The following is a 23,862-nucleotide window of genomic DNA, read 5'->3' on the forward strand; positions in this document are numbered from 1 at the left end:
TAGTCAACAAACGTTAGGTTTTGCAAGGTCAATGGACAAAAAAAGACAACCACCATCGACCAGGAAATCGGTCGACAATGGTTGTCTCACGGATATTGAATTATTTATCGATCAGATCGGTCACCTTCAGCATTCTTGCGATCAGCGCCGTCACCTCTGCGCGCGTCATCGGTGCTTTCGGACTGAGAACCTCAGGTCCGTTCCCTTGGATAATGCCTGCAGCGATCAATTGTGCCACATCGCCTTTGGCCCATGCGGATACATCTGCCGCATCTTTAAAGCCGGCCAGCACGGAAGCAGCTTGTCCTTCGGTAAACCCGGCCTTTGGATCAATCAAGCGGTATGCGCGGGCAATCATCGAAAATCCTTGTTCTCTTGTCATTTCCTGATTGCCGTAGAATTTGCCGTCGTTGAATCCGCGAACGATCCCGAATTCATTCGCAAGCGCAACGGAAGCGCGATACCATGCGGAATCGGCGACGTCAGGGAAAACGTTTTGCGGTGCATCCTGACGCATCAAGCCTAGACCCATGACGACGATGTCTGCGAATTCGGAACGCGTCACATTGCGGTTTGGAGAGAACGTATTATTGCCGTTGCCTTTCAGATCAAGTCTTGCCGCGATATTGTTTACGTCCGCTCTTCCCCAATGGTACTGGACATCGTCGAAATTTTTCGGATTCCAGATCACGGAGTAGGAGCCGCTGCTGCGCAAATCATTGATCAAAGCGTAATAACGATTATCGATTTTCGTCACGACCGTCGGCACATGGTACACGCTGCCGTCCGGATTGACGATCACGCCCGTCGTGATCCGGTTCGGATCGATGCCTTCCGGAAGCGCGATATATTTCGGAGCATACCCGTTCAGTTGCCCGGATCTTACCGTTTTTCCGTCCTTCGTAAAGGTTAGGTCAAGATCGACCGGCGTCACGAGCAGCTCATAACCTGCCGATGCTGCTTTGTTCTTAGCATTTTGAATCAATTCGTTCGAAGAACGTGCGATATCGATTTGTACGGCAATATCGTTAAGTGCAGCGTTGCCCAGTTGCTTGGACACGCCATTCAAATCCATTTTGCCGCCAGGAACAGGGTAGATCGCCAGCGGATTGCTGATGTTCAGACTTGCACCTTTGTCAGTCAATTTTTTCAGAGTATCGGCCGTCAGTCCATCCACCTTTAAGTCGCCTTCATTTGGCGAGTGGATCGCCAGCTTCTGATCTTTGCCTTGGGACAACACTTCGTTTAATTTGTTTGGATCCACCTTAACCGACGTTACTGCACGGTCGCCCGAAGTCGAAGTCGTGCCGGTTGCAAATGGATTGTTTGTACCGTTTAAAGTAACCTCAAGATTTCCTTTTGGAGGGAGCGGCGTAGGTGTAGGTGTCGGCACGGGTGTTGTCGTACTTCCGCCACCGTTGCTCCCATTGTTGCCTCCGCCGTTATCTCCCGGTACGCCGCTGGTGTCGTCGCCCGAGTTCTTCGTTACGTTAACGGTATACACGGACTCTTTGCCATTAGCCGTTACTTTGATAACGATCTTGTTTGGTCCTTCATTTAAAGGAAGGATATCGCTTGCCGCGCCGTTTGTCGCATCTATCGCAGGTCCGTCATTCACCGAGATTTCAATCTTGGCGTTCGGATCAAGCCCGGCGATGGAACCAAGCGCAGGAATGACATATACGTCATACGTTACGTTTGTAACGGTGTAATTATAGGTGCTGCTTTCAAACGCCGGAGACAATTCGACCGGCTTTTGATTCTCGGTGAAAAGCTGCAAGCCGGCCAGCGCCGCGTTGTTCGCCGTGTTTACCGTAAATGTTTTGGATTCCGTATGAGGTTTTCCATTTTTGATTGCCGTGACTTCAACGGTATATTCCCCATCCGGCAAATCGGTTTCCGGCATAAAGCTCCATGTTCCATCTGGATTCATGGTAACTTTCGGAGTGCCTACGATTTGACCGTCTTTATTTTTGAGCTCTACCGTAATTTCAGCGCCCGGATCCGCCGTTCCTTTAAATTCAGGTTTCGGGTCGGTAACCGTTTGGCCGCTTGGCTCATCGATGGTCAGATTCGTTTCGGGAATCGTTACAGTTAAGTCTTTTGTCTTCGTTGCCGTTTGGTTGCCTTTGGTAGCGGTCACCTCAAAGGTGTAGCTGCCATCGGCCAAATCGATGCCAGGCTCAAACGTCCAGCTTCCGTTCGCATCGATGGTTGCGGTTCCACCGGCACCAGAAATCTCTACGCCATTTGCATCTTTCACAACGATCGTCACCGTCGAGCCTGCTTCTGCTTCCCCTTTAATCGCCGGCTTCGACACGGTTGCGGTATCGCCCGCCGGTTCGGTTATTTTCAGTGCAGCTTCAAACTCGCTTTCAACGTTCATTTCAAAGCGGTCTACGGGAACGCCGTCGGTACCACTCAAGTTGCCTTGTCCCTTATAGGATACCTTCACGTCATTCATAGACGTGGCAAGGTCAGGCAAGGCAAAAATCAGGTTTTTAGCATTATTCGGGTCAACCGCAAAACTGTCGGCTGTGACTTCCTGACCGTCGACCGTAATTGTGAAATCGGTCAAGTCCGTCAACGTGATATCCCGGCTGAAAGTGAGCACAATGTTGTTTTTGCCCGTATCCGTTTGCTTCAGTACGGCGCTTTCCGGAACGGGTACCCAAGCCGCAATCGTGAAGTAAGCGTTTTGGTCCAGCGTGCTGGTATTCAGTTTTATCGTACCGTTTTGAATCGGATAAAACGAATCGTTGGCGTCAAAATGATCGTCGCTACTTACGACAAGCTGCAGCGGCCAAGTTTTAGCCTCCTGAACTTCGTCGATTTTCAGCGTGATGTCCGTGTCTTGCCAGTTGGTTTTCTGCACTTGATAAACGCGATCCATTCGTTTCCAAGGACCGTCATAGATAAAGTCGGTGCCTTTCCCGTTATCGCCGAACATGAAGAAAGATCTATCATTCGCGATTGTGCTGGTATTCTCTTGATTGGATGCGGCAATGGAACCGCCCAGCGTCATCGTGATATTCGCGCCGATGTCCTGAGATCGGGATTGCTTTTGATCCAATACGCCCTGTACATCGCGTCCGATTCCGGTTATACGATGGCCATATCCGTTATCCGCGGACTTCCATATTTCCGTGCCCTGGCTATCAAGGTAAACGACGGGTTCGCCAGCAGCGCTCTTCAACGTAAGACCGTACTTTAAAGCCAGGTAACTGTTGATTTTGGTTCGTTCTTCGTTTGTCAGAGTTTTGTTATAAAGAATTACTTCCGATACCGAACCACCGTTCAATACGGAAAAATGACTTGCTCCAATGTAATACTTTTTGCTGTTTTGAGCAGCCTTGCTGGACCACTTCGGTACGTTGGAATTTTTATAGGATAATTGTTTCCCATCAAGGGAAAGCGCCCACTCCCCGGATGAACCTTTAACATTCAACAAATGGCCTGCCTTAAGATCATAGACATTTTTATCGATTGGTGTAATATCAACCGGTTCTGAAGTAAAAGCTGCATTCTTGATCCGGGTTCCATTGTTGGCTCCATATTGGTCTTTATCATCCGGATTATTCTTGGCGTCCCATGCTTCACCCGCACTTCCGCCAAACTCCCAAGGAGAGCCTGTATAATTGCTTGTCTGAACAGAAAAAACTTCTCTCGCTGTATCATTTAGGCTAAATTCATCCGTGTTGTACCACGAATTCTGGATCAACATTCCCGGATTAAAATTAATCGCCGAAGATTGGTAAGAAGCTTGAGCATTACTAGTTGTCACCCACTCCCTAGTTAACGGAGCCAAATCTTGTAATTTGGTTATTTTATTATTGCTGTCTTTTATTGCGCTTTTACTGTTACCAACGTCGACCCAGGAAACCAAACCGCTTCCTACGCCGCCGGGCCCGACAGGGTCTTGGGTAGCCGCCTCTGCCTGCGGGGTCCACGACGCAGGAAAACCGCCGACTGCCAATACGCCTGCAAGCAGCATGGTAAACCGTTTCTTCCAGTGATTCTTGCTGCTTCTAGCAACCATACTCTTTCATCCTCCTCTTTTGAAATGCAAAAAACCTCCGTTTTAAAAGCATGCATGCGCTAAAGGACGGAGGAATCACCGTCGTATTCGGCAACTGGCTGGCATTGCATTCTGCCTTTTAAGCAAAATACGTTAGCCCCTTTAGCTTTGCGTCCCCGCCTTTCAACGGGTTTGCTCTGATCGTACGAGTCTTCTATGAACTTTTGGGGAGATAGTCGCCCTTCTGCTGTCTGACTCTGGAGACCGAACGGAACAACGTGTAAGATTATACTTTTTCATTCTGAATAATTTCTGAATATAGGATGTCCGAAAAATAACTCCAATTTTAAAATTTTCAAGGATTTGGGCTGCGCGATACTCCGGCATAGGGCATAAACTAAAATCGAGACTTAGAAGTACTTTACATATTTACTGCCAAATATTCTTGATGCCTCCTTATCCCCCCTTTCTTAAGACGGTCATCATGTACTATATTTAGATTATAAAAAATACTACAAATCAAAAAAATACCGCATTTTGGGTATAAAAGGGCTTAGAATTTCGTAGAAATCGGTATATGGATCCGAGATCTACACGAAAAACCATACATCCCGAATTGGCCTAGTATTTGAGTTAAAACGTGATCCGTTCCGCAAGACCTATCTAGTTATATGAACTTTCCAATAAATTCACTTCTATAATTCACGCCGGTTTTTCAGATGTTTTTACGTAGCCGTGATTAAAAGATCTTACTTTTTCATTTCTGCCTTCTTCACTCGTCGATAAAAAGTCGGCTTCGCCTCTTTTCCCCCTTCAATGTCTGGTTATACTCATTCAAAAGCTCATCCAACTCCTCGGACTTTAGCAGAACTTCTTTGGTCATCGTACCTATCTTCTGGGCTAATTCATTGAGCTCCGAACGCACCGCCTCAATTTTTATTTGCAGTTCGTTGATTTGTAGCATCAATATTCACCTCATGATTTCATTTTCGGGTAAGGATACCGGCGGTTGGACGCCGACGGCCGTAGCGCCAGCAGAACAACGGTTTCGGCTGGCACAGACTCTACTTCCTTTTGTTTTTTGGTTTGCAAATAGAGCATTTTTTTGTTATTGCCTGCCGTGTAGCTTACTTCTCCAATAGCAAGCTCGGCCTGACAAAGGCTTAGTAGGCCTTGCTCGCGTTACTATACGAAAGGCGGAAAGAAAATCCCTTGAAATCAAAAGAACCGGCTGTTTGGCCGGTTCTCTCTTCTACGTCCATTTGGTTTTCTCGACACTCTAAGGGCCTTTTAATTGTAGTTTTTGGGTTTGCTATTATCGTACGAAGCGTGATTTTTGTCGAATGATGAAATAACCTTAACTTTGATTGTAATTATAAAAAACGCACCAATTAAAAAAAATACCCAAAATTGGGTACTTTTCGTTTCGAACGTGGTTATATAAACTTTTTAAGAAACGCTCCTTTATGATGGACTCTCGTTTTAGCATAGATCTTCTTAATAAACGTCCGAACCGTATTTTGACTAATCCCGCAAATGTCCGCAATCTCGGGAACGTTTTTATTTTCCAGCCACCCAAATGCGATTTCCTTTTCCCGATTCGTTAAATCATACTGATCAAACAGGGCATAGACCTGCTCCTGATAAACCATTGGATTTTTAGGGGACAATTTTTCTTGAACACTCTTCGCCAGGCGCTCAATCAGCGGCAAGGCAAATGTCACTTCGTGAAAAGAGTGAAAACTGAGGCCAAGGTAGCCTATAACAACCTTTTTTATTCGAATTGGGGTACAAACGCATGCCAGCTCCCAAAACAAATTATTGCTATGTTCGGTCCCAATAACGACGGAAAGGGACTGTAATTTGATGGATAATGAAATGGCGCTCATTCCTGCGTCTTGGTTGGCAACGGAGTTGCCCTTTTGGATATGATTCCTTTTAAAAAAGGATTTTAACGAATCGGTTCCGAGGTAATCCAAAACATTCCCGTCAGGGTCAGCAATGATAAATAAATAAGGGATAGACAGCAAATCGCTTATATTCCGGATTTCCTCTTGCAGCAAAGAAAGGATCTCTCTCTGTTCAACCAGCCTGTCGCCTGCTTCGGATCTATGATCGACATGAGGAAATGGATGGTTTGCCTCCAAGAATGTTTTTGATTCCATATCCGACACATGCTTCCACGAACGTCTGCTATCGATCATTTTGTCCCCTTCTTTCGAATTTATTTTGCCATCAATAATAAGATCGATCTCTCCTCGTTATCGCCGCCGCTTCATTTCGTAAAGAAATAAAAAATCCCCCGCCTTGCATGAAAAATACATAGCAAAATAGACGGAGGTCTCCGTCGTATTCGGCAACTGGCTGGCATCGCGGTCCGAAGTTGATCCGCATTAGCCCCTTTAGCTTTGCGTCGCCACTTTTCAGTGGGTTTGCTATTATCGTACGATAACTATTCAGTTAAGACAGCTTTTACGTTTTGAAAGTCCATCCTACGCTTGCGTCAATTCGAAATTTTCCGCCGCAGAAAGAAAGGTGCTGCTACAGATAAAGCCCAGAAAGTTTAATTTAAGTTTTGTGCAATTCCCTCCTCTTTAAAGTATGTTAAAGGACGCAAAAAGCCTCCGTCAGCTTTAAAGGGATAGATAAATAGACGGAGGCTTCCGTCGTATTCGGCAACTGGCTGGCATCGCGATCCGAAGTTGATCCGCATTAGCCCCTATAGCTTTGCGTCGCCACTTTTCAGTGGGTTTGCTATTGTCGTACGAAACGAACTATGTAATTGACATACGCAATATCACATTTTGTAATATTTTGATTTAATTAAACTATAACTACTTCATTTTAGCATGAATATAGGCCCAACGGATCAATTTATTGGAAGAGATTGTTTTATTTTGTCGTCAGATTGCAAAGCCATCCATGGTGAGCCCGAGCCCCTTCCAGAGCATCCCTCTCTTTTCAAATTTATAAAATTAGCGTGCATTTTCAAATATTCCCCAAAACAATCCGAAAGACCTATTCCTATTTTCTGGTTATTTTTAGTAAATTGAATTCAAGCGACAAATTCATACCTCGTACGACAATGGCAAACTTACTGAAAAGTAGGGACGCAAAGCTATAGGGGCTAAAATGGATCGGATGATGCCATCATGCCAGCCAGCTACCGAATACGACGGGGGACCTCCGTCTATTCACTGACTTGATCATAGATAGGGGGTTTTTTGTGTTGTTTGATCATTTAGGTATACTCCGTTTCGTTCGATAAACAAGAGGGATTTGATATTCAGGTTTTATTTGTCGCCTATAACGGAACATTGCATGTTTTACATTTAGAGGATTATAGAACTTGATGTGTGTATAATAAAAATTTCTTCGGAGGTATTTTAACATGAGTACACTCAAGCAAAAAGATGAAGTTATCCGCATCAAGGAAGGGAAATCAACCGAAAATCGGGCTCTACAAGATAAAATTATCAACTTGCTGCAGGTGAAGCCTTCGATTGACCCCAAGAGCGAAGTGCGCAATCGCATCCAATTCTTGAAGGATTACCTGCTTCACACAAATAAAAATGGATTCGTGCTGGGCATTTCCGGGGGGCAGGATTCGAGTTTGACGGGTCGCCTGTGTCAAATCGCTGTTGAAGAACTTCGCCGGGAAACGGGCAGAGACGACTACGTGTTCATTGCTTTGCGGCTCCCTTATGGCGTCCAACTGGATGAAATTGATGCCCAACGGTCTCTCGATTTTATCCAACCTGATAATGTATTGGTCGTGAACATCAAGCCTGCGGTGGACGCTGCCGTACGGTCGTTTGAGCAAGCGACAGGGCAGAAAATGTCCGACTTCAACAAAGGAAATCAAAAAGCTCAGGAGCGGATGACCGTTCATTATCGTTTGGCTCATCATTTCAATGTGCTTGTGGTAGGCACGTGCCATGCAGCAGAAGCGTTGACCGGTTATTTTACCAAGTATGGAGATGGAGGCGCGGATTTGACTCCGCTGACCGGATTGACGAAGCAGCAAGGTCGTGAATTGCTCAAGCTTTTGGGCGCAGACGAGCGAATCTACACCAAGCCGCCAACGGCGGATTTGCTCGATGAAAAGCCGGGACTGTTGGAAGAGGACGAACTTGGTCTCTCGTTTAACATGATGGATGCTTACTTAACGGGTCATGCCATTCCGGACGATATTGCCGAGCGGATTGAACGCCGGTTCGAGATGAACGAACACAAGCATTACCTGCCAGTCAAACCGCTTGATACTTGGTGGAGGTAGTCAAACGCAGAAATTGGTCTTACTGTGACATCCCAAAATGCCAAGAGGGTGATGAGGTGGAACACCCTCTTGGCATTGACGGGTTAAGATATGGCTGCGTATGCAAAACAAGGGGAGGAGAGGTCCAGATGGCTGAAGTCACCAAGATTTTTCTAAGTTCTGCTGCGGATCCCGAGTTTAAAAACCTGCGATTAGAAATAAAAACCTCGTTAGAAGAACTAAATCATCGCGTAATTAATTTTGAACACCAGTTTGGTCCTATTGGGCGTGACGCTATTCATACATATCTAGAACGGGTATCGGCCTCTGACGTCTACTTGTTATTCATAGGTCGTCGATCAGGGGCCTATATCAAAAATGAAGACCGAACGACCACCCATCTTGAGTTTGAGCAAGCATATAATGAAAACAAGCAAATTTACGTACTGGTCAGCGATTTTATTAAGGACCATTATTTTTCCACGATCAAACCGTATATTGACCGCTTCTGGAATGATCATGGCAGAATGCCCCTTGCATCGTTCAAAGATGAATTTTTACCCTTTCTTGAATCCCAAGTTGATGTAGATGCTCATGGCGTAGAGCCTTATATTTGGTTTTTCCTTACGGATTTGTATCATAAAAAAATATATTTTGAATCCTTCAACATAGAGAATCCGGAATACTTTTCGCGGTTGCGGAAATATTTAAGCGATGATCTGCGTCGCGGATACAAGTACTTGGCACAGGAAAATGAAATACAAGAGCAGCTTTTACTGGCTCAGTCTTACCCAAGGCTGCAGCGTACCGTATTTTCGCTTACTGCATTACTTGAAGATGGACACATATATGACATGTCCCGCTTTCTTACAATATTAAGGGATGAATTGGATGGCGGCCGCATCGTTTACTCAGGTCGTCATTATGCCGCGCCAACTTTGGGTACGTATCGGCGATGTTGTGGCATTACCCTCTATCAACATTTCAATGGCAAGATGCGATTAGTCCAAAGCGAGGGAAATGTCGGTTATCGATTGGTGCGTTCGTTGGAAGATCCCAATTCCTATGTGGGGGATACGTTCAAAAATTACGATAACGGGTTATATTATGATCAAGCAAATCAGATGCTTTACTTTACGGTGTCCAAAGGGTCCTACGTATTGTGCTTTCATTATCCCTTAGAAGATCGGTGGGGTGATGAACAATTTGAACAATATCAAGAACATGTTAAATATGCTCTAATGCATTCACCAACCTATGACGTCTGCTTGTTTGCAGCTTATTTATTGGGAGGGATTAATAATCAACCCGAAGAAGACGCCGTCTCGAATTAAGCTCAGAATAAAACGAAGAAAACACCTTTCGCGCTGAAAGGTGTTTTCTTCTTTTCTTGAGAGATACCGTTATTGTGCCTTATTTTTTCTCCAGAACAACCATCCTGCAAACAGAATGATCAATCCGAGGAACCCTAAGTTGTAAACGTTCGTAGCTGTGTTCGGCAGCTTGCTGCCGGACTGCATTCCCGTTTGGTCCGCTGGCGAAGGAGCTTTTCCAGACTCCCCGGCAACGGTTCCGTTATCTCCAAACGGAGAGCCCGATCCGTCGCCCGCATCCGGAGCCGTGCCCTTTCCAGGATGGGTTGGCGTTGTTCCTGTTCCAGGATTCGTTGGTGTCGTTCCGCTTCCCGGATTCGTTGGCTCAGGGGTGGTTCCTGGAACGGTTGTTCCAGTTTCAGTTCCCTTTACATTGACCGTCACGACGGACGTCACGGTGCCTCCCCGGCCGTCGCTCACGATCACCGTAAAGCTGTCGCTGCCGGTATAATCGCGCTCCGGTACATACGTCCACGTTCCGTCCGGATTCACCGTTACCGTACCGTGCTTCGGATCGCTTCCTTTCGTATACGTCAGCTTGTCTCCATCCGCGTCCGTACCTTCTATTTTTCCGGTTGCCGGCGTGTTGATCGTCGTCTCCGTAGTATAGGAAGGCACGCTTGGTACCTGATTTGGTTTTCCAGGGTCCGTTCCCGTTCCAGGATTCGGCGTGGTGCCTGGGCTTGTTCCAGGGTCCGTTCCTGGATCTACAGGTGGAGTAACCGGTGGATCTACTGGATCGACCGGCGGGTCGACGGGTGGCTCTACTGGTGGATCCGGATCTACTGGCGGGTCAACCGGAGGATTGACCGGCGGTTCCGGCTCAACGACCACTTTTTCCGTGGGTGTGCCCGGCTGAGTAATATTGTCGCCTTCAACCAATGCGGTATTTTCGATCGTCTTACCGCCTTGTCCCGGTTGAATGACGGCCTTAAACTCCAGCGTATGCCAGTTAATGCCCATAACATTGCCAAATGAGCCATACACTTCTCCCGTTACCGAATAACCGGCATCGTTGTCGTTCTCATCGGTGACCGATGCACCGTCCACCTTTAGGCTGTCCGGCACGTATTTCAAGCCTGCAGGCAATGTATCTGTAATCGTCAGATTCTCCAGATACGTATCGTTGACCACGCCTCTTACACGAATCGTATAGGCGATCGTATCCCCGACTTCATAGGTGGCCTTGCTTACTGTATTCGCTGCGGACTTCTTCGTTTCAATCTGCGGATTCCGCGGATAAACTTCGACTTCATTTCTTGGTCTGTCCGGCGTTCCAATATTGTCGCCCTCGACGGCCGCAATATTGATAATATTCTTGCCTGCTTGTCCCGGCAGCACTTTCGCCTGGAACGTCACCTTGTGCCACGCGGTATCGGTAACATCTCCGAACTGACCGAAGATTTTGCCGTTAGCGAAATGGCCCTTGTCGCCATCTTGGTCATCGGTGACTTGCACGTCGTCAACTGTCAGCGTGCCCGCGACATATTCCAGACCAGCTGGAATCTCGTCCGTGATCGTCAGGTCGGTCACCCGACTATCGGAGGCCGTGTTGCGTGTCTGAATCGTGTAGTGCAGTGTGTCCCCGACTTCCGGATGTGCGGCGTCAGTGTTGCCGTCTGCTTTTTTAAACAGTTCCGCTGTTTTCGTAGACTCCAGAGCGTTTTCGCGCGGATAAACTTCAACAACTTTCTCTGGCGTGCTTGGCGTGGTGATATTATCGCCATTCACGACAGCTACGTTTCGGATGTTTTTGCCAGCTTGACCCGGCAGCACTTTCACTTGGAATGTCACCTTGTGCCACGCAGTATCGGTAACATCTCCGAACTGACCGAAGATTTTACGGTTAGCGAAATGGCCGTTGTCGCCATCTTGGTCATCGGTGACTTGCACGTCGTCAACTGTCAGTGTGCCCGCAACATATTCCAGACCAGCTGGAATTTCGTCCGTGATCGTCAGATTGGTTACCAGACTATCGGAGGCCGTGTTGCGTGTTTGAATCGTGTACTTCAGTGTGTCTCCGACTTCCGGATGTACGGTGTCGGTGTTCCCGGCCGCTTTATCAAGCAGTTCCGCTGTTTTCGCGGATTCCAGCGAAGTTTTTCGTGGGTAAACCTCTACTGCGTTCTCCGGCGTTTTAGGTGTGTTGACATTGTCGCCATCCACGACAGCGATATTTCGGATGACTTTGCCGGCTTGTCCCGGCAATACCTTCACTTGGAACGTCACTTCGTGCCAATTGGTATCCATCACATTCCCGAATTGAGCGAAGACTTTACCGTCTGTGAAATGACCTGCATCGTCGCCTTCAGCATCTGTGACAGCAGCGCCGTCGACTTTCAGCGTGCCTGGTACGTATTGCAGACCTGCCGGAATGTCGTCCGTGATCGTCAAATTTTTAACTAGACTATCTTTGATGTTGTTCCGCGTTTGAATCGTGTACTCCAGCATGTCCCCGACTTCCGGATTTGTGGCGTCGGTGTTGCCGGATGCTTTTTCAAACAGCTTCGCTGTTTTCGTGGACTCCAGCGAAGTTTCACGCGGATAAACCTCGACAATTTGCTTCGGCGTGCTCGGCGTGGTGACATTGTCGCCATCTACGACAGCCACATTTTGGATGTCATTGCCAGCTTGCCCCGGCTGCACTTTCACCTGGAACGTCACCTTGTGCCACGCGGTATCGGTAACGTCTCCGAACTGACCGAAGATTTTACGGTTAGCGAAATAGCCCTTGTCGCCATCTTGGTCATCGGTGACTTGCACGCCGTCAACTGTCAGCGTGCCCGCGACATATTCCAGACCAGCTGGAATCTCGTCCGTGATCGTCAGGTTGGTTACCCGACTATCGGAGGCCGTGTTGCGTGTCTGAATCGTGTACTGCAGTGTGTCCCCGACTTCCGGATGTGCGGCGTCGGTGTTTCCGTCCGCCTTTTTAAACAGTCCCGCTGTTTTTTCAGCTTCTAAATGCGGTTCTCTATACTGGACGGATGTTGTCACATTATTGGACTGGATTGTTTCATTTCCACCTGTCAGCAAGTTTTTGTAGCCAATAGTCGCTATATTGGCGACAGAACCTTCTGCATGGCTGGATAGTGCTTTCACTTTGAATTGTACGGTAATTCCATCAGGTGAGTTAGTCGTGTTTGGCAAATCGCCGAGCCTGATGATTACCTTTTGCCCGTCAAAATGCCCTGCGTCTTGATCGTCTGTATCGGTTAATGCCCCGGCATTCGGACCGTTCACAATTCTTATCGAGCCTGGAATGTATTCCGTTCCTTCTGGAATCGCATCTTCAAAGACGGTATTGGCTGCAATATCTCCACCATTGTTTTTAATGGTTACTTCATAGGTTAATACATCGCCAGCGTATACTTTTCCTTCTGGAGAGACAGTCTTCTCTGCAACTACACATGGCTCTGTTCCTAAGAAAATGTTATCAAGGTAATTACCGAAAGCCACTTTTCCAGTAGATGTACTAATTGCTTTAAAACCAAAACGTGTCACTGTTTGACCTGCTGGAACCGTATAACTCCCTGAATATGTTTTCCATGTAGTCCCAGTTGAAATTCTCATTATTTCTGGTGTGGTATTGAATGGATCAGCCGTAACCGGTCCAATATTCACACTCATCGTATCCACACCACTGTATCCTCTGTGATCTAAGCGCCAATAAATCGTCTGTCCTGGTGTGGTCGGTAATTCCTGGTATAACATACTGTTTTGATCAGCATTCAATTCAGCATATCTACTCGTAAGATTTTCCTTATTCGGAGTATCTGGTGGTATCGTGCTCGGTCGGGCAGGGTCCATGATTTGAATAATTCCTCTTGGTGTACGCCAGACATCAGTCGTTTGCCACCCTGGAACCGTGTCTGCATAGTAATAACCGCCTCCTGCTACCGAGTTATCATAGGTACCAGGTCCCTCCGGCTTTGCAAAATCACCATTAATCAACGCTACTGGTGTAGGACATACCTTGGGATTTAGCTCCGCGGCTTCCGTTTGCACCGGGTTCAATGGAAAAAAACCGCTCAAAGCGACCAAAAATACACTAAATTGAATAAACAGACGTTTTACCACATTTGCTCTAGTTACCGTACGGGTAAGGTTCAATTCCTCTCCCCCCAATCGTTGTTATTTCCAAATCACGCCGGTACTCTCGTTCTTTTAGGATAAGTATGTATTATTCTTGGTCAAAGCCTCTCCTCCTCGCTTATTCATCTCTTCTATAGACAAGGCATAACCCCTCGACTATCCATAATTAAAATTTTAAATATCTGGAAAAGAAAAAACCCCATCCACAAGCAAACGCTAATAGACGGAGTTGTCCGTCGTATTCGGCAACTGGCTGGCATAGCATTCGCTCTTTACAGCAAATACGTTAGCCCCTTTAGCTTTGCGTCCTCATTTTTCAATGAGTTTGCCTTGATCGTACGATCTTGTATGTAATCAAAAATTTAATATATATCTAAAAATATAGTATATATCTAAAAATATAATATAAAAGAATCATAAGTTAGGTTCTTTAGTCTCATTTTTCTAGTATTTTCCTCACCATTTGTCGTTTTTGTGAAAATTGTGACTTTCTTATAAAGCGAAGAAACACCTTTCGTATAGAAAGATGTTTCTTCTTGAGAGATCGTTATTGCACTTTATTTCTTCTCCAGAACAACCATCCTGCAAACAGAATGATCAATCCGAGGAACCCTAAGTTATAAACGTTCGTAGCTGTGTTCGGCAGCTTGTTGCCGGACTGCGTTCCCGTTTGGTCCGCTGGCGAAGGAGCTTTTCCAGACTCCCCAGCAACGGTTCCGTTATCTCCAAACGGAGAGCCCGATCCGTCGCCCGCATCCGGAGCCGTTCCGGTTCCAGGATGGGTTGGCGTTGTTCCTGTTCCAGGATTCGACGGCGTTGTTCCGTTTCCAGGATTCGTTGGTGTCGTTCCGCTTCCCGGATTCGTTGGCTCAGGGGTGGTTCCTGGAACGGTTGTTCCAGTTTCAGTTCCCCTTACATTGACCGTCACTACGGACGTTGTCGTGCCTCCCCGGCCGTCGCTCACCGTCACCGTAAAGCTGTCGCTGCCGGTATAATCGCGCTCCGGTACATACGCCCACGTTCCGTCCGGATTCACCGTTACCGTACCATGCTTCGGATCGTTTCCTTTCGTATACGTCAGCTTGTCTCCATCCGCGTCCGTACCTTCTATTTTTCCGGTCGCCGGCGTGTTGATCGTCGTCTCCGTATTATAGGAAGGCACGCTTGGTACCTGATTTGGTTTTACCGGGTCCGTTCCCGTTCCCGGATTCGGTGTAGTGCCCGGGCTTGTTCCAGGATCTGTTCCCGGATATACAGGTGGAGTAACCGGTGGATCTACTGGATCCACTGGATCGACCGGCGGGTCAACGGGTGGCTCCACTGGTGGATCCGGATCTACTGGCGGGTCAACCGGAGGATCTACTGGAGGATTGACCGGCGGTTCCGGCTCAACGACAATTTTCTCTGTTGGTTCGCCTGGTTGAACGATGTTGTCGCCATCAACCAGCGCCGTATTTTGGATCGTCTGACCGCCTTGTCCCGGTTGAATGACAGCCTTAAACTCCAGCGTATGCCAGTTCATGCCCTTCACATTGCCAAATGAGCCGTACACTTCGCCCGTTACAGAATAACCGGCATCGTTATCGTTCTCATCGGTGACCGATACACCGTCCACCTTTAAGCTGTCCGGCACGTATTTCAAGCCTGCAGGCAATGTATCCGTAATCGTCAGATTCTCCAGATACGTATCGTTGACCACGCCTCTTACACGAATCGTATAGGTGATCGTGTCCCCGACTTCATAAGTGGCCTTGCTTACGCTATTTGTTGCATACTTCTCAGATTCAATCTGTGGATTCCGTGGGTACACTTCCACTTCTGCTCGCGGTCTGTCCGGCGTGCTGGTATTGTCGCCACCTACGGTCGCGATATTGATAATATCTTTACCCGCTTGTCCAGGCTGTACCACGGCCCCAAATTGAACCGTATGCCAATCCGTATCGGTCACATCTCCGAATTGTCCCGTCACTTTTCCATTGGCATAATGACCTTTGTCGTCTCCTTCGGCATCTGTTACAGATTCTCCGTCCACAATGAGGCTGCCCGCGACATATTGCAGTCCCGCAGGAACCGCATCGGAGATCGCGAGGTTTTTCACCAGACTGTCTGTGATCGTGTTTCGCGTCTCAATGGTATACAGCAGTGTATCCCCTACTTCGGGATGCTGCGCGTCCAGGTTCCCTGGTGCCTTTTCCTTAATAACTACGGATTTTTTCGATTCCAACGCTGGAGCATGATAAGTCACGCTGCTTACAACTTCATTGGATTGAATTTTTCCCTCTGATGAGGTTACTGTTGCAGTATTTAAGATTTTCGTATCAAATGCAGCATCATCTTTTACTCGTACTTGAAAACGAATGGTTGCCGCATTTTCTTGACCATTAAGTATCACGCCATCGTTCGCATTGTTCGCAGAAGATTTAATCTTTAACCCTGTGACTAACGGGCTTTGACCGTTAACATCACTAATGGCATTTCCATTAAATTTCGTGCTATTAGCAACATACTCGGTTCCTTCTGGAATGATGTCCGTCAATACGACGTTGTCAGCCGGCATGTTTCCTGCATTGCTAACGACGATCTTGTATTCGATCACGTCGCCTCTTTTAACAGAACTTATTTCTTTGCTTCCATTCACAAACTTCTCTGCCTTCAAATCTGTATAAAAATTGGGGAACACGGCAGAAGTAGCATCCGTAAGAAAATTGATATCCGGTATTTGCACAAGATGTCTAGCCATATTATCCTTCGGATTGGAGGCAAAGAGATCTCCTTGTGTGAACACGATAAGCAGCTCATTCGAAGGCAAGTAGCTTAAACCCGCACCGTATCCAGGAGTTGTGAGTGGAATATTTCCGACTCGCCCATAAACGGTTTCTTGACCTGTACCACGATCATATCGAACCCATTCTTCATTTGTCGCGTCAATATAATAGATGTTTCCTTGATCATCAAAGATGATATCGCGTAAGTTCACTCGGTTATTGGGACTCATACTGCCATCGGTTACAGTCCCCGTATTGGGGTCGATCAAAACAATTCGTGATAATTTTTGTGCCACGTCCCTAACAAATACAGCATAATTCCCCGTAATTGGATCAATGGCCCCTCCGCCTTGGGGTTTGAACGTCTTTAATTCATTTGGCATAGATAAAGGTTCTAAAGTTACATTTCCATCTTCTTTAATTTTATAAAAAAATGTATTATCTTCAGCCTTTATTCCATAGAGCTGCGTTCCATCCTTAGACATGGCTATAGAATCAATCGTCGATACAGTAGAAGGTAACTGTTTCTCAAACTTGACCCCCGCTGAAGGGTTATTGCCATCAATTTGTAAGAGCCATACACCCGGCTTTCCTTTGTAATCTGTAACACTTAAATAGGTATCAGTAGCGTTAAAATTAAACGCTGTTTCCTCAGCCTTTACATATGTTATAGAAGGCAAGATTCCGCTTGTAGTCATAAAGGCTACCATTACGCATGCTAATACGTACTGGAGCCCTTTCCTCGCTTTTTTCGGTATTCTCAAGTTTTTCTCTCCTTTTTTAATTTTTGACCCTAATCCCCGTCTTGGACATCGCTAGGCAGAAATTCGGATCGCTCAGACTGTTAAGGAGTTGTTTGAATTCATTTCTCGCACCTAAATCCAGTTAGTCACCTCCCACTCCAAGATGGACTTTCCAACCTGCCTCCTCTCTTCATAAAAAAAGAAAAAACTCCATCCAAAAGCAAATGCTAATAGACGGAGCGATCCGTCGTATTCGGCAGCTGGCTGGCATAGCATTTGCGCTTTACAGCAAATCCGTTAGCCCCTTTAGCATTGCGTCCCCATTTTTCAATGAGTTTGCCTTGATCGTACGATCGTGTATGTAATTTAAAATTTAATATATATCTAAAAATATAATAGAAAAGAATCATAAGTTAGGATCTTTAGACTCATTTTTCTAGTATTTCCCTCGCCATTTGTCGTTTTTAGGAAAATTATAGGATTAAAAGGTGCCCTCACTCGGGTCATGTTCTGTATCCGGTAGGCGTCCGTTTTTTGGCTTTCGGTTTTGACCGGTTCGGTTCAAGAGCCACTTTTTGGGTTTACAGATCAAGCGCTATTTTTTAAACTATCAGAAAGTATTTGTTTTCAGCGATGGCTTGAACCATGTTGCCAATAACGTCAAAAAACAAGGAGTGATCGAATGAGCAGCGCTCCGAATACGTTGCGCTTCGGATTATGTACCGACGTCCACAACGATATTGCCCATGACGGCCGCGAAAGGCTGGCCGCATTTATCGACCGGATGAACGAAGAACAAGTTGATTTTATCGTTCAGATGGGCGATTTTTGCCACCCGATTCCGGATAACGAAAACTTTTTGGCGATATGGCATCGATTCAAAGGGCCGAAATATCATGTGTTAGGCAACCACGACATGGACAGCTGCGACAAACGGACAGTCATGAATTTTATCGGAATGGAACGAAATTATTACGCATTCGATCACGGCGACTTTCATTTCGTCGTGCTGGATGCCAATTTTATTAAGCACGACGGTCAGTTCCTGAATTATGAACACGGCAATTATTTCAGATACCGCGGCGAGATCCCTTATGTCACCGACGAACAGCTCGAATGGCTGCGGGAAGATTTAATGAATACAGACAAACGTACGATCATTTTTAGCCATCAAAGCTTGGAAAATGAATGGGACGGCATTCTCAATCGCGATCAGTTGCATTCGATTCTGGTTTCCGCAAATGAGGAAGCCGGCTATTCCAAAGTGGTGGCCTGCTTGAACGGGCATAATCATCTTGATGCAGTCACGACCATCGACGGCATATCTTATATCGAGATCAACAGCATGTCCTACCAATGGCTCGGTTCCGGGTATGAGTGCATCCGATACTCCGAGGAAGTCGACAAGCAATATCCGACGTTGAAATATACGGTCCCTTACAAAGATCCGCTGTATGCGATCGTTACGCTGAAGCAAGGCGAGCTGTCGGTGGAAGGCGTACAGAGCGAATTCGTCGGGCCGAGCCCTCTTGAGCTTGGGCACTGCAATATGGAGTCGGGACACGAAATTACGCCGGTTATTTCATCCCGCAGGCTAACTTTTAAATGATCCTGTAGGACCCGAATTACATATTCATTGGGGAGGTAACCGTATGAAAAGATTAAGTTTTCAAGTGATCAGCGACATCCATATTACCGAGACGGATCTGCAATCCAGACACAGTAGGCAGTTCATTCGCGTGTTGGAGGACATTCGGGAAAATGACCCGGATAGCGCGGCGCTCATCATTGCCGGAGATATGACCGACCGGGGTATGGAGGAAGAATACGACGGCTTTTTGGCGGTTTTGGAAGCGGTACCACATCCCCGCCCGTATTTTGCGCTGGGCAATCACGATATTCGGTGGCATGAAAGCTATGAGGTCAAAAGAAAGCGCTTCGAGGAGAAGCTCGGCACGGGCATTACATACGACTTTTGGCTGAACGGCTATCATTTTATCGTTTTGGGAACGGATTATAAAGACGAGGCGACTTTAAAAGATCATTCCTATATATCCAAGACACAGCTGGATTGGCTGGAACAAAAGCTTGCAGAGCGTTCGGATCCCGCTAAACCGATCTTCGTGATTCTGCATCAGCCATTTCAGGAAACGGTTGCCGGGTCCGTCGAATGGCATGGCGTCGTTCCGGATGCACAGCTGAGAAGCTTGCTGGGCCGGTATCCGCAAGTCGTCTATTTTTCCGGGCATTCCCATGCGGCACTGGAAATGTCTCATGCGTTGCACCGCGATAAGTTCACGATGGTGAATACGGCGAGCGTGATGGCATCATGGAACAGTATAACCGAAGAACAAAGCAGCCAAGGGTTATACGTGGAAGTTTACGACGACAAGGTTTTGATCAAAGGAAGAGATTTTGCCAAGAAGGAATGGGTACAGGAAGCCCAATATAGCATTGAATTTCAGGCTCGAGAATCAACCGCATAGCCTATAACCCCATAAAATAACGGCCCGGCCGACGATGCTGCCGGGTCGAGTCGTTTGCACGGTTTCTATTGATTTTGACGCGCCTCTGGTTGTTAATAAATCTTCTTCGATGGTGAGGCCAAAGATTTGTAATAAGAAGTGTCGTTAACCATTTGCTTCAGGGTCATTTCGTTGAGCCTTTCTTAAAGACTACATATGATGTTAAAAAATCGTAGGCACCATACCCCCGTCCATACGGATCGGAGAACCTTTGAATGCGGATGCATAGGGGCTGCAGACGAATGCAACCAGCCTGCCTATTTCAAAAGGTTTGATAAATCGCTGTATTTCGGATTGGGGCAGGTTTGCAGCCATAAATTTTTTCTCTTTTTCCGAAAATGCCATATCTTCAGGAAACATACTGTCAATGATTTGATATACGTTTTCGGAAAGCGTTGGTCCCGGCATGATCGTATTGGATGTGACTTCCGTTCCCGCTGTTAGTTTAGATAAGCTTTTTGACAGCGATAATAACATGGATTTGGTCATGCAATACTGGGGCATTTGCCCTGATGGCATAATGGCTTCTTCACTTGCAATAAAGATGATTCGCCCATCATTGTTATTCAACATGTTAGGCAAATAAAATTTAGATAATCCATTCGCGGCAAGGACATTCGTACGGAAGTATTTTTCCCATATTTCATCGTCAACGTCCTCATATTGCATGATTTCATAAATCCCCATATTGTTCACCAGAATATCGACGTGGGGATATTTCTCGAGCAACGCTTCTCTTTGCTGCAAATCCACAAGATCGGCCGTTGCATTCTGAGGAGAAGTAGCCGGGAACTCCGACCTCAATTCATTTACGGTTCTTTCTACCTCTTCATGCTCCCGTCCGTTAACGAGGACATTGACGCCTTCTCTGGCAAGTTCAATGGCAATGGCTTTCCCTATCCCTTTCGTCGATCCGGTTACCAAAGCCGTTTTGTTCTTTAATCCCATTTCCATAACTTAGGTGTCTCCTTTGTTGTCATTCACATCAAGCTGAATTAGAAATTATTCTTGGAACATCCTTGTGCTCCGGATAGGGATTATGTTACTTTGTCCGGACCGTCCGGTAACTAGCGTACAACGCCAAATTTCTTGTTTACCCCGCCAAATATAATGAAGCCGGAAAATGCCAGCCATGTTAGGAACAAGTTAGGCCCGGATTCTATGACATTGGGTTTGCCCTTAAATGTTCGGAACGCCAATTGGAAGGAGTATCTCCTTCCCAAAGGCGAAAGGCGCGGTAAAACGAGTTTTGGTCTTCATATCCAATTAAATAAGCCACTTCTTTTATGTTAAGCTTGGGTTCTGCCAAGTATTCTCGAGCCTGTTCATGCCGAACCTGTGTCAGCAACTGCTTGAAAGTTGTACCTTCGCCAGTAAGACGGCGCTGCAAGGTACGATCGCTCATGCAAAGCTCGCTTGCCACAGCCCGAATGTCCAGCCCCCCTCCGATTAAACTGCGCTTCAAGATCCGTCTGACGATCTCAGAGATTGAACGGTTGCGATCTTCCTCCAATGATTGGTCCAATACAGGAGTCAAGATCTCCAGCAACTCTTTATTATGCGAAATAAAGGGGCGATCCAGGTCTCTTCGATGCAGCGTCAATCGGTTGGCGGTTGCACCCGTCCGGATCGGACACCCGAAATAAGCTTCGAGGGCCTTTACACCCCCCATCGGGTGAGAAAATTCTACGGACCGTGCAGTTAAAGGCAAGCCCGTTCCCCGTCGTCCAAGCTCCAGAAGAAGGGCCAGTGTAGCTCCAACCAGCACGGGCGGCACAGGCTCTCCTCTGTGCATCCATTCCAATTCGATCGTACAGACATCGCCCTCTTCGGTTATACGCAAGCTTTCCGGAGGGCACAGTTGTTTGTACCTGGCCATTCGGTAAAGAGCGTCACGATAATCATGCGCATGGTAAGTCGCCAAGACGGGCGGCGGGTACTGTGCCGTTTCAAACACGGTTGCAAGTTTGATGATTCCAACGGCAGTGTCACCAACGAGATCGGAGTAAGCTTGCCAGATTTTAAAATACTGGGCTGCGGTGACGCCAGCCGATTCTGTCATCATGCTGAGCGGCAACCGAGCTTTGCTCGCTACGTCGTGCGGAGAAATTCCCAATAGTTGTAGTCCCGCCCAATATCCTGACGGAAATTTTATACGGTCGGATTTCATAGCCTATAACTCCTTTAGATGCTAACCTAAAAAAATAAAAGGTCAGCCAAGATACATCCTGACTGCCCTTTTATATAGTTTTTGACTCTTTATGGAGGCGAGGGGAGTAAAACCCCTGTCTGAAGATAACGCCACATAAGCTTCAACGGGTGTAAATGGCGACCATTGTGGTGTCACCGGCCCTCGCTTGATTTAGTGCTTCGTCTGATTAGGACTTGTATTTTCTAAAACAGGCAGCATTTTCTCGCTCTTCTCCATGAAGGAATGGCATTGGACACAAATGGGTTGAATCAAAAAAACAAAATTATCCCTCATCCATCCGTTGCACTTTTCATTCGTGCATGACCATATCGTCGTCATTTCCTCTGGAAGTTCCATCATCAGTCTTTTCCGCGAATCGTACAAGCAGCATCCCTCTTTCTCTTCTGGAATCATGAGCGAAAAAAAGGCCCCGACACTAAGTGCGGGACCTTTCAACTACAGTTTTACAGTTTAACGACATTCTCAGCCTGCGGGCCGCGATTGCCTTGAACAACATTAAATTCGACTCTTTGACCTTCGTCCAAAGATTTGAAGCCGTCGCCAACGATTGCACTGAAGTGCACAAATACGTCGTCTCCGCCTTCAACCTCGATAAAACCGAATCCTTTGTCTGCATTAAACCATTTTACTGTTCCTTGTGTCATGGTCAATTACCTCCATATTTTTATTTTTACATGATCTTTGAATTTAAAAAAAAATCACATATTGTACAAGGCTACATATCAAAATCTAACCCTCTACAATATGTGATCTCAGGTTCAAATTCTAATAAATCAACTATAACACAACCGGAGTTCATTTACAAGCTTGTTTTGCTTTTGTTTCCATTTTATTTCCTTCGCCTCATCCTGCAGTACGACACCGCATAAACTTTCCTGTGTGATCCTTAAAGGCGAACAGCGGCTTGGTAAAACCACAATTCGCCGGAGTGTATTGATGAGGTTACGGTAGGCCAAGTAACGGATCATAAAAAAAAGAGAGCTTCTAAAGCTCTCTATGGGCAGGCTGCATCATCCCTTGCGTGAGGTGGTCCTCCTGGTATTCATCATATCGCGACTGAACGGACGCATGGATTGGTTCTTCCATTGGCCGCACTGACGGCTGCTGATATGGCTCATCCACATACATGATTCTGCGCTGAATTTGCATGAGCCCATTCACGACGCGCAGCGCGACCCAGAACAGAACAAGGCCAACGCCAACGTACAGCAGATATTGCTGATTATAAGTCCAATCGATATGAAAGTAACTAAACAAGCTATTTTCTAAAATATCAAGCTGGATTTCATTCATTAATATGATATGCACAACGGGAAGCGCAATCAATCCGAGTCCTAGTGAAATCGCTGTAACCATAATAACAAAGAATACGATACCTGTTACAAATCTCAGGAATACAAGCAGCAGATTCCGAATGAATAGTCCGCCCTCAAAACCTCTCACCATTCGCATAAACCAGTTCTGCCCAGCTTCAGACTGTTGATGGTAGGAATACGAAACGGAAGGAGCAGGCAAACCTAAAATTTGTCTAATCATGCTTTGTTCAAAAAGCACAATCCCGTTCAACAGCTTCGCTACGCCGAAGAACAGCGGTATTCCGATAAATATGGGAGTTAATCCGATGGATAATGCCAGTCCTGTTATCGCTACTGTAAAATAAATAATCCCTAACGGGAGGGATAGCAATAAATAGAGGATCGTTGCGTAGGTTTTCGGATTAAAAAGGACCCATTTCACCTTACCTGCCCGCGCCGTGTTCGTCGCTTCTATTGCTTTCAAATTCAAACACCCCTTTTGGCTTCCTATATCACGTATCAGCGAGTTATATAGATTCATTATAACCGCCTTATTGGGCTGACATAACCGTCTCAGG

General features: G+C 46.5%; 14 protein-coding genes and 6 riboswitches. Of the genes, 4 read left to right on the plus strand and 10 right to left on the minus strand.

Going from position 1 to position 23,862, the window contains the following annotated elements; translation table 11 throughout:
• Positions 1-100: 100 nt before the first annotated feature.
• From AC27KL_RS23830 to AC27KL_RS23840, 3 genes are all read right to left on the minus strand, one after another.
• Positions 101-4,039 carry a DUF8202 domain-containing protein gene (locus tag AC27KL_RS23830; protein ID WP_487171324.1) on the minus strand — a complete coding sequence of 1,313 codons (3,939 nt, stop codon included), beginning with the start codon at positions 4,037-4,039 and terminating at the stop codon, positions 101-103.
• A gap of 86 nt (positions 4,040-4,125) precedes the next feature.
• Positions 4,126-4,225: riboswitch (cyclic di-GMP riboswitch) on the minus strand.
• A gap of 565 nt (positions 4,226-4,790) precedes the next feature.
• Complete coding sequence (locus AC27KL_RS23835) at positions 4,791-4,982, minus strand: Spo0E family sporulation regulatory protein-aspartic acid phosphatase (protein WP_487171325.1); 192 nt, start codon at positions 4,980-4,982, stop codon at positions 4,791-4,793.
• Positions 4,983-5,454: 472 nt separating this feature from the next.
• Positions 5,455-6,222: a helix-turn-helix transcriptional regulator gene (locus tag AC27KL_RS23840; protein ID WP_487171326.1), complete on the minus strand. Its 768-nt coding sequence runs from the start codon at positions 6,220-6,222 to the stop codon at positions 5,455-5,457.
• Between the two features lie 148 nt (positions 6,223-6,370).
• Positions 6,371-6,465: riboswitch (cyclic di-GMP riboswitch) on the minus strand.
• A gap of 224 nt (positions 6,466-6,689) precedes the next feature.
• Positions 6,690-6,784, minus strand: a riboswitch (cyclic di-GMP riboswitch).
• Positions 6,785-7,095: 311 nt separating this feature from the next.
• Positions 7,096-7,189: riboswitch (cyclic di-GMP riboswitch) on the plus strand.
• A 220-nt stretch (positions 7,190-7,409) separates the two neighbouring features.
• On the opposite strand from AC27KL_RS23840, the gene nadE reads away from it, so the two are divergent.
• Together nadE and AC27KL_RS23850 are read left to right on the plus strand one after the other, a co-directional pair.
• On the plus strand, positions 7,410-8,297 hold the full coding sequence (gene nadE / locus AC27KL_RS23845) for an ammonia-dependent NAD(+) synthetase (RefSeq protein ID WP_487171327.1): 888 nt from the start codon (positions 7,410-7,412) through the stop codon (positions 8,295-8,297).
• A 128-nt stretch (positions 8,298-8,425) separates the two neighbouring features.
• Positions 8,426-9,610 carry a DUF4062 domain-containing protein gene (locus AC27KL_RS23850; RefSeq protein ID WP_487171328.1) on the plus strand — a complete coding sequence of 395 codons (1,185 nt, stop codon included), beginning with the start codon at positions 8,426-8,428 and terminating at the stop codon, positions 9,608-9,610.
• 69 nt (positions 9,611-9,679) lie between these two features.
• Here AC27KL_RS23850 and AC27KL_RS23855 read toward each other — a convergent pair whose 3' ends face one another.
• Together AC27KL_RS23855 and AC27KL_RS23860 are read right to left on the minus strand one after the other, a co-directional pair.
• Positions 9,680-13,762: an isopeptide-forming domain-containing fimbrial protein gene (locus AC27KL_RS23855; RefSeq protein WP_487171329.1), complete on the minus strand. Its 4,083-nt coding sequence runs from the start codon at positions 13,760-13,762 to the stop codon at positions 9,680-9,682.
• Between the two features lie 223 nt (positions 13,763-13,985).
• A riboswitch (cyclic di-GMP riboswitch) is annotated at positions 13,986-14,084 on the minus strand.
• Between the two features lie 207 nt (positions 14,085-14,291).
• Positions 14,292-17,273, minus strand: a complete 2,982-nt coding sequence (locus AC27KL_RS23860; RefSeq protein WP_487171330.1) for an isopeptide-forming domain-containing fimbrial protein — start codon at positions 17,271-17,273, stop codon at positions 14,292-14,294.
• Positions 17,274-17,504: 231 nt separating this feature from the next.
• Positions 17,505-17,603: riboswitch (cyclic di-GMP riboswitch) on the minus strand.
• 331 nt (positions 17,604-17,934) lie between these two features.
• Here AC27KL_RS23860 and AC27KL_RS23865 point away from each other — a divergent pair.
• Together AC27KL_RS23865 and AC27KL_RS23870 are read left to right on the plus strand one after the other, a co-directional pair.
• Positions 17,935-18,861 (plus strand): metallophosphoesterase family protein, encoded by a 927-nt coding sequence (locus AC27KL_RS23865; protein WP_487171331.1) that lies wholly within the window; start codon positions 17,935-17,937, stop codon positions 18,859-18,861.
• Between the two features lie 43 nt (positions 18,862-18,904).
• Entirely contained in the window at positions 18,905-19,738 is an 834-nt protein-coding gene (locus AC27KL_RS23870; RefSeq protein WP_487171332.1) for a metallophosphoesterase family protein, read from the plus strand.
• Between the two features lie 201 nt (positions 19,739-19,939).
• On the opposite strand, the gene AC27KL_RS23875 is transcribed toward AC27KL_RS23870, so the two are convergent.
• From AC27KL_RS23875 to AC27KL_RS23895, 5 genes are all read right to left on the minus strand, one after another.
• Positions 19,940-20,731: an SDR family NAD(P)-dependent oxidoreductase gene (locus tag AC27KL_RS23875; RefSeq protein ID WP_487171333.1), complete on the minus strand. Its 792-nt coding sequence runs from the start codon at positions 20,729-20,731 to the stop codon at positions 19,940-19,942.
• A gap of 205 nt (positions 20,732-20,936) precedes the next feature.
• Entirely contained in the window at positions 20,937-21,947 is a 1,011-nt protein-coding gene (locus tag AC27KL_RS23880; RefSeq protein WP_487171334.1) for a helix-turn-helix domain-containing protein, read from the minus strand.
• A 192-nt stretch (positions 21,948-22,139) separates the two neighbouring features.
• Positions 22,140-22,382, minus strand: a complete 243-nt coding sequence (locus AC27KL_RS23885; protein WP_487171335.1) for a cold-shock protein — start codon at positions 22,380-22,382, stop codon at positions 22,140-22,142.
• Between the two features lie 50 nt (positions 22,383-22,432).
• Positions 22,433-22,633 carry a cold-shock protein gene (locus AC27KL_RS23890; protein WP_036711062.1) on the minus strand — a complete coding sequence of 67 codons (201 nt, stop codon included), beginning with the start codon at positions 22,631-22,633 and terminating at the stop codon, positions 22,433-22,435.
• Positions 22,634-22,973: 340 nt separating this feature from the next.
• Positions 22,974-23,768 (minus strand): sensor domain-containing protein, encoded by a 795-nt coding sequence (locus AC27KL_RS23895; RefSeq protein WP_487171336.1) that lies wholly within the window; start codon positions 23,766-23,768, stop codon positions 22,974-22,976.
• Positions 23,769-23,862: the final 94 nt, after the last annotated feature.

It is taken from the genome of Paenibacillus sp. YAE3 (genome assembly GCF_057546105.1).

Excerpts from the sequence above, each read along its gene's own strand:
- AC27KL_RS23890 (WP_036711062.1), bottom strand. The coding sequence starts at position 22,633 with ATGACACAAGGAACAGTAAAATGGTTTAATGCAGACAAAGGATTCGGT.
- AC27KL_RS23885 (WP_487171335.1), bottom strand. The coding sequence starts at position 22,382 with ATGATTCCAGAAGAGAAAGAGGGATGCTGCTTGTACGATTCGCGGAAA.
- AC27KL_RS23835 (WP_487171325.1), bottom strand. The coding sequence starts at position 4,982 with ATGCTACAAATCAACGAACTGCAAATAAAAATTGAGGCGGTGCGTTCG.
- AC27KL_RS23875 (WP_487171333.1), bottom strand. The coding sequence starts at position 20,731 with ATGGAAATGGGATTAAAGAACAAAACGGCTTTGGTAACCGGATCGACG.
- AC27KL_RS23850 (WP_487171328.1), top strand. The coding sequence starts at position 8,426 with ATGGCTGAAGTCACCAAGATTTTTCTAAGTTCTGCTGCGGATCCCGAG.
- AC27KL_RS23865 (WP_487171331.1), top strand. The coding sequence starts at position 17,935 with ATGAGCAGCGCTCCGAATACGTTGCGCTTCGGATTATGTACCGACGTC.
- AC27KL_RS23840 (WP_487171326.1), bottom strand. The coding sequence starts at position 6,222 with ATGATCGATAGCAGACGTTCGTGGAAGCATGTGTCGGATATGGAATCA.
- AC27KL_RS23830 (WP_487171324.1), bottom strand. The coding sequence starts at position 4,039 with ATGGTTGCTAGAAGCAGCAAGAATCACTGGAAGAAACGGTTTACCATG.
- AC27KL_RS23870 (WP_487171332.1), top strand. The coding sequence starts at position 18,905 with ATGAAAAGATTAAGTTTTCAAGTGATCAGCGACATCCATATTACCGAG.
- nadE (WP_487171327.1), top strand. The coding sequence starts at position 7,410 with ATGAGTACACTCAAGCAAAAAGATGAAGTTATCCGCATCAAGGAAGGG.
- AC27KL_RS23880 (WP_487171334.1), bottom strand. The coding sequence starts at position 21,947 with ATGAAATCCGACCGTATAAAATTTCCGTCAGGATATTGGGCGGGACTA.